General features: G+C 67.4%; 7 protein-coding genes. 5 read left to right on the top strand and 2 right to left on the bottom strand.

What is annotated here, in order from left to right; translation table 11 throughout:
- Window positions 1–132: 132 nt before the first annotated feature.
- Window positions 133–1,035 carry a TetR/AcrR family transcriptional regulator gene (locus ABZ319_RS39525; RefSeq protein ID WP_354991723.1) on the bottom strand — a complete coding sequence of 301 codons (903 nt, stop codon included), beginning with the start codon at window positions 1,033–1,035 and terminating at the stop codon, window positions 133–135.
- 360 nt (window positions 1,036–1,395) lie between these two features.
- The gene (locus tag ABZ319_RS39520) at window positions 1,396–2,451 is read right to left on the bottom strand and encodes a dihydrodipicolinate reductase (protein ID WP_354991722.1); all 1,056 of its coding nucleotides are present in this window, start codon (window positions 2,449–2,451) and stop codon (window positions 1,396–1,398) included.
- A gap of 142 nt (window positions 2,452–2,593) precedes the next feature.
- Between ABZ319_RS39520 and ABZ319_RS39515 the strand changes: the two genes are divergently transcribed.
- From ABZ319_RS39515 to ABZ319_RS39495, 5 genes are all read left to right on the top strand, one after another.
- The gene (locus ABZ319_RS39515) at window positions 2,594–3,172 is read left to right on the top strand and encodes a TetR/AcrR family transcriptional regulator (protein WP_354991721.1); all 579 of its coding nucleotides are present in this window, start codon (window positions 2,594–2,596) and stop codon (window positions 3,170–3,172) included.
- Between the two features lie 11 nt (window positions 3,173–3,183).
- A complete protein-coding gene (locus ABZ319_RS39510) occupies window positions 3,184–3,657 on the top strand; it encodes a DUF6640 family protein (RefSeq protein ID WP_354991720.1) in 474 nt (157 codons plus the stop codon).
- A 231-nt stretch (window positions 3,658–3,888) separates the two neighbouring features.
- On the top strand, window positions 3,889–5,508 hold the full coding sequence (locus ABZ319_RS39505) for an ATP-binding protein (RefSeq protein ID WP_354991719.1): 1,620 nt from the start codon (window positions 3,889–3,891) through the stop codon (window positions 5,506–5,508).
- Complete coding sequence (locus tag ABZ319_RS39500) at window positions 5,508–5,960, top strand: response regulator (RefSeq protein ID WP_354991718.1); 453 nt, start codon at window positions 5,508–5,510, stop codon at window positions 5,958–5,960. The genes ABZ319_RS39505 and ABZ319_RS39500 overlap by 1 nt, the downstream gene beginning before the upstream one ends.
- Window positions 5,961–6,079: 119 nt before the next feature.
- Window positions 6,080–6,919 carry a SigB/SigF/SigG family RNA polymerase sigma factor gene (locus ABZ319_RS39495; RefSeq protein ID WP_354991717.1) on the top strand — a complete coding sequence of 280 codons (840 nt, stop codon included), beginning with the start codon at window positions 6,080–6,082 and terminating at the stop codon, window positions 6,917–6,919.
- Window positions 6,920–6,955 lie beyond the last annotated feature (36 nt).

The raw sequence follows: 6,955 nt of genomic DNA, 5'->3' as shown, positions 1-6,955 counted from the left end.
GTTGCTGCCGCGGCTGCCGTTTGAGCGCGGCACTGGTGGCCAGCAGTGCCGGATGGCCGTGCCGCTCGAGGACATACTCCAGCGGGCCGGCAATTGCCGGCCGGTCGCGCGAATTTGCCGGCAACGTGCGAATCAGTCCGCGGCGACCTTGCGGCCCCGAGTGGTCGTTTTCTCGGCGACAGTCTTGGCTGAGACCGCCTTCTTGACGACCGCCTTCTTCGCGTCGGCCTTGGCAGCGGGGTCGGCCGCGGCGGGAACCCGCTTGGCCGCAGCCCGTTTCGCGGGCGTCTTGGCGGGTGCGGCCTTACCGGTCTTCGGCGTCGACCCCGCGTCGATCAGGCGGCTCGCGTTGTCCAGCACGCAATCCAGGCCGAATTGAAAGTTCCGGTCATCGGGTGCGCCGCTGTGATGCCCCTGCGCCCGGGCCCGATCGAGCAGCGGCGCGGTCTCGGCCGAGATGGCGAGATTCTCGTAGTACGCGCTCGGCCCGTCGCTGGACTCCTGGTTCTTGTCGTGAAGGCGTTGCAGCACAATGGATCCGCGCACATGCAACTGGACGGCCGAGTAGGTGTCGACCGCGTCCCCGAGCGACAGCCCAGCCTCCATCAGGCTCGCGATCACGCCTTCGGTCTGGATGGCGCCGACCCGTGCGGCCTCGGCGCTGAGGGACGACCTGATCAAGATCAGATCGCAGAGAATGGGACTGGCCAGGAAGGCTCGGCGCATCGTCCAGGCGTGCTTGGTCAGGGTCTCGCGCCAGCTGCCCGCCTCGACGAAGGGCGGCGGCGCGGAGATATCGTCGACGAGCTGACCCAGTGCGCGATCGGTCATCGCGTTCAGCAGTTCGTCCTTCTTGCGGAAGTACCAGTAGATACTGGTGACCCCGACATCGAGGTGCTTGCCCAGCATGGGCATGCTCAGGTTGTCCAGACCCACCTCCGCGGCGAGTTCGAACGCGCCCCGGAGGATGTCTTCGGGATTGAGAGACCCTCGCTCGCGACGCGGCCGCTTCTCCACGGTTGCCCGCTTCGCCATGTTTCCGCCCCTTCGTGAAGTTCGCTCCCGTGCAACGGTTTGCTGGACGGGCGCCGCGAGTACGACTTCGATCGAAGTCACCACAGTAAATGATACCGCAAGTACAACTACATCCTCGTCGTCCAAGGCTTCGCGAGAACCGTGGGCGGTCACGGCGGCACGACTTGTCAGAGAGTCAAGTGCAGGCACGAGCGTGATCGGAACCGGCAGGCGTCGCATCGCCCGGGGCGGCGTCGAGGGCGTCGACTGTCCGGCACAGAGGTCCGGATGGTCATCGATCAGTTTCCCGGCCAGCGCTATTCATGTCAACTGTAAGTATGACGGTAATGCGCTGCCGAGCCTAGAGGGGCACGTGCGCGATCAGCGTGCCAGGTCCGGGTGCGCGCGCCCGGTGACCACGGGCATCTCGACGAACGTCAGCAGACCCGGTTCGGCGGCACACACGTACGGGATCGAATTCACGCAGTGCGCCGCCGTCACGACGATGCCGGGGTTGCGCTCCAGACCGGCCGCCACGCTGGTCGGGTGCCAGCCGTGAATCGTCACCTGGCAGTCGGGATCACCCTTGACCTCGACCTCGAACCGGACGCCACCGTCGCCGTACTTCCACGGCGGGTCGAGGTGCTCATCGCCCATCAACCAGTTGACCGCGACCCGGACGACCTTGACCTCGCCGATGAACGCCTCCCACGCGAAGCGCTGAGCGGCAACCTGACCCGGTTCGATCGTGCCGATCGGGGACTCGATCGGCGCGGTCGCGACCGCCACCTCACGACTGCTGCGGATCTCGGCGTCGGCGAAACCGAGCGTGTCCAGGCACATCCGCACCGACTGATCGAACCCGTTGTCCAGCAGCGCGAGCATCGGACCGTTCATCGCGTCCTGCGGCGACTGACCGAAACCCATGAGGTGGCGCACGACATCGGGGGCGTCGTAGGTGCGGATGTCCGAGTACTCCTCACCGCGAACGAACGTGATGGCACTGGACAATCCGGTGAAGAACAGCGGCTGCTGCTCGGTGGCGCCACCCGGGTCGATCCCGGTCCCGTGCAGGGTCACCCCGCCCTCGAGCGCGGGAGCGGCCATTCGCTCCTTCTCCTGCGCGGTCGGCCAGAACCAGCCCAGCGGTGTCACGACGTTCTTGCCCGACCGCAGAATCGCCGCCACCTCTTTGGGATTCGGCATCAGCGGCGAGTACAGCACGCAGTCGGCATCGATCGCGAGGATCTCCTCGATGCTGCCGGTGGCGATGACCCCGATCGGCCCGATCCCGGCCAGCTCACCGGCGTCCCGCCCGGCCTTGTCCGCGGAGTGGACCCAGCACCCGACGAGCTCGAGTTCGGGGTGCAGCTGGATCTGGCCGATCGCGGCCCGGCCGAGCCCACCGGTGGCCCACTGGATCACTCGCAGAGTCATGCGAGAAATAGAACAGGTTTCAATACTGGGCGTCAAGGCTCGATCGGGCGCGAGCGGCCGCCGGTCCCCGCGTGCGCGCCGCCCCGAAGTTCGATACAGTTTGTCTCGAATCTTTGAAACAATGTGTCTCATAAGGAGAGTCGTGCGGCCACCCGATCCCCGGACCGTGCGCAGTCGCGACACCGCGCTCGTGTCGGCGCGCGAGCTGCTGATCGAACAGGGCCTGTCCGGCCTCACCCACGGCGCGGTCGCGGCCCGCAGCGGAATCAGCCGGGCCACCCTGTATCGGCTCTGGCCCGAGGCCCCGGACCTGGTCCGCGCCACCGTCGTTCAGCACATCACGCTGTCCCGGCCGCCGCGGACCGGCGAGCTGCGCGCCGATCTGCGCGCGGCGCTGTCCGCGACCCACGCGATGCTGCACGAACCGGCGGTCGAGCAGGGGATGCGGGTGATCGTCGAACGCGCCGGGGTCGACCCCGGATTCGCGGCGGTCAAAGAGGCGCTGTACCGGACCGGCACCGAGCCCGTCCGCGAGATCCTGACTGCCGCCGTGACCGAGGGCGACCTCCCGCCCGACCTCGATGTCGATCTGGCCCTGGACCAGCTGCACGGCCCGCTGTTCTTCCGGCGACTGATAGCCAACCGCCCCTTCGACCTCGAGTACACGTGGTCCGTCGTCGACGACTTCCTGCGGGCCAACCCGAAACCCCCACTCCAGTAGAGGAATCCACCATGACGTCGCTCGAGCCCGGCAGACTCGCCGTCCCGAGAATTCTCGCGGTCGTCGTCGCGATCGCGACCGCCTTCGGCGCGGTGCTCGCCGACCTCGTGGTTCCGGCCGGCGCGGCCCAGCATCTGTACAACGACGCCTGGCCACCGCACGCGAAGTTCCATGACGCGCAATACATCGCCATGACGGTGCTGCTCAGCGTGATCGCCGTCGTGCTGCTCCTGCGGCGTAACGCCCGATCCCGGTCCGACCTCCGGCTGGCCTGCGCGATCCTGTCCACTCCTTGGCTGGCGCTGCTGAGCGCCCCGCTCTTCCCCGGCACCGCGGTCCACGACCCCGAGTTCGACAACCCCACTGTCCTGGGTCTGCATCCTCAGGTGTTCATGGCTGGGGTCCTGCTGATTCTCCTGCTGATCGCCGTACTTCTCGGCACTCGCGTCGTCGAGAAACCCGCCGGGCCGGCTGCCGGCCGGTAAAGCACACCGGCGGTCCGCGCCCGCGAGGACCAGCGTTCGGATCCGGTCTCTCGGCTCTCGTCCGACCGGCTACGCTTCGGGGATCTCGCGGTCCAGCCGGCGGCTGTTGAGTTCGATCAGGCGCGGCCGTGGATGCTGCCGCGCGGAAACGAGGAACTCCGTGACGCAGTGCCCGACAGCCGGAGATCCGCGGCACGGCAGGACCACTCGTCGGAACGCAGGCACTCGCCGATGACCACACCGCGAGACCGATCACGGGGAGTCGGGCGGTTCACCGTCGCGACGTGGTTCCAGGTGGTGCTCGGGGTGATGGGCATCGTGGTGCTGGTGGGCGCGGGTGCGGGTGCGCAGGTCATCGGCAATACCAACGTGGCCACCGACCGGGTGCTGAACCGCACGCAGCCGGCGTTGGTGCAGGCGACTCGTTTACAGGGCGCGTTCCTCGATCAGGAGACCGGCGTGCGGGGGTACGCGCTGACCGGGGATCGGCAGTTCCTCGAGCCGTACACCGCGGGGCTGGAGCGGCAAACCCATGCCGCGGAACAGATCCGGGCGCTGGTATCCGAGTCGCCGCAACTGCTGGCCGATCTGGACGCGGTGCAACGGGCCGCGGACTCCTGGCGCAGCGAATACGCGCTCGCCGGCACTTCCGCGGCGACGGTGCCCGCGGGTTCGACGGTCCGGGGCAAAGCTCTCTTCGATGAACTTCGGGCCCGCCTCGATACCCAGGAACAGGGCCTGCGCACCGCGATCGCCGCGGACCGCGCGGCACTCGAACACGCCCGCGCGCTGCGCAATTGGGTCCTCGGTCTGATGGTGGCGGTCACCTTGCTGACCGGGGTCTTCCTGACCTGGTTCGTTCGCCGTCTGGTAGCGCGGCCGCTGTCGCAGTTGGCGAAGGCGTCGTTGCGGGTCGCCGACGGTGATTTCGAGCATCACATCGAGGTCGCCGGTCCCGCCGATGTCGCGACGGTCGCGGACGCGGTGGAACGGATGCGCGGGCAGGTCGTCGCGGAACTGGACTCCTCGCGGGCGCAGGAGGCGCTGCTGTCCGAGCAGAAGGACGTGCTCGACGCGCAGGCCGAGGACCTGCGGCGATCCAACAGCGAACTCGAGCAGTTCGCGTACGTGGCCTCGCACGATCTGCAGGAGCCGCTGCGCAAGGTTGCCTCGTTCTGTCAGCTGCTCGAAAAGCGCTATGGCACTCAACTGGACGACCGAGGCAAGCAGTACATCCACTTCGCGGTCGACGGCGCCAAACGCATGCAGACCCTGATCAACGACCTGCTCACGTTCTCCCGCGTCGGGCGCGACACCGCCACCGCCGCGGTGGTGGACCTCGGCACGTGCCTGAACAACGCTGTCGGCGATCTGGGTTCGGTGATCGACGACTCCGGCGCCCGGCTCGAACTGCCCGACGGGCTGCCGCGAGTCAACGGGGACTCGACATTGCTGAGCATGCTGTGGCAGAACCTGATATCCAACGCCATCAAGTTCCGGTCACCGGACCGGACACCGCTCGTGCGGGTCGCCTGCGAACTCGATCCGGAAGCGCGCATGTGGGTCGTGACGGTGACCGACAACGGGATCGGGATCGAACCCGAGTTCGCCGAGCAGGTGTTCGTGATCTTCCAGCGGCTGCACGCCAAGGATGTGTACGCCGGCACCGGGATCGGACTGGCGGTGTGCCGCAAGATCGTCGAGTACCACGGCGGCACGATCGGGATCGACACCGCGTACACCGGCGGGACGCGTTTCCGGTTCACCCTGCCCGTCTCGGCCGAGAACGACGACCACTCGACTACCACCCCTGATTCGACCGCTGTTGCCCTCGAAGGAGTTCCGCTGTGATGACCACCCGTGTGCGACCCGCCGACATCCTGCTCGTGGAGGACGACCCGGGCGACGAGCTCATGACCATCGAGGCGTTCGAGGAACACGGCATAGGCAGCACCTTGCACGTGGCCCGGGACGGGCAGGAAGCCCTGGATTTTCTGTTCCGGCGCGGCGAGCATCTGCACGCACCGCGGCCGGACCTGATCCTGCTGGATCTGAACCTGCCCAAATACAGTGGCCGCCAGGTGCTTTCCTCGATCCGCGCGGACGCCGATCTGGCCACCATCCCCGTGGTGATCTTGAGCACGTCCTCGGCGCAGGACGACATCGTGACCTGCTACCGCATGTTCGCCAACGCGTACGTCACGAAACCCACCGACCTGGACGACTACACCAACGCCGTGGCCCGCATCGACGAATTCTTCGCTCAGCTCGCACAACTGCCGCACCGCACGGGCCGCTCCTGAACCCGCGGTGGGGGTCACGGAAACCCCTGCGGCAAAGTTGCTGACGTGTGCGGTGTTTGAACGGATCGATTCTGGCAATGCCCGAGATGCCAACACCCATTCGCACCCGAGGAACCGTGATGTCACCCGAACACGCAGTATCGATCGGCCACACACGCAGCGCCCGCGGTCGCGGCGACTCGTACGACAACCTCGAACCCCTCCTGCGTGAGCTCGCGGACCTGACCGCCGGCAGCCCCGAACACGCCGCGCTGCGGCAGTCGGTGATCGAGAAGGCGCTGCCGCTGGGCGAGCACATCGCCCAGCGCTACAGCGGGCGCGGTGTCGAGTACGAGGATCTGGCCCAGATCGCCGCGTGCGGGGTGATCCTGGCGGTGGATCGTTTCGATCCCACCGTGGGCGCTTCGTTCCTGGGTTTCGCGATCCCGACGGTGATGGGCGAGGTGAAGCGGTATTTCCGGGACAGCACGTGGGCGGTGCGGGTACCGCGCCGGATCAAGGAGCTGCGCCAGCAGCTCAGCGTCGCGATTCCCGAACTCGCGCAACGCCTGGACCGTGATCCCACCGCCCGGGAGCTCGCCGAACACCTGGACACCGATCTCACCGAGGTCACCCAGGCGTTGATCGCCAACAACGCCTACACCACCCAGTCCCTGGACGCCCGTTCGCAATCCGACGACGGTGACGCCACCCCGATGATCGCTCCCGCGCGCCTGTCCGTCGTCGAGGAGGGATACGCGCTGATGGAGGATTCGATCACCATCGGCCCCCTGCTGGGGACGCTGTCCGAACGGGAGCGGCGGATCCTGCGCATGCGGTTCGGCCAGGAGATGAGCCAGGCCGAGATCGCCAAGGTGCTGGGCGTGTCCCAGATGCAGGTCTCGCGCCTGCTGGCCCAAACCCTGAAGAAGTTGCGCGACCAAGCCGTGGACTCCGAGCTCGCCCAACAGATCGCCTGAGGACATCGGCGCCGCACACCCGGGGCGGGTGTGCGG

It is taken from the genome of Nocardia sp. NPDC005978, from assembly GCF_040614455.1.
Lineage (GTDB): Bacteria > Actinomycetota > Actinomycetes > Mycobacteriales > Mycobacteriaceae > Nocardia.
This window is presented reverse-complemented; position numbering and strand designations above follow the sequence as displayed.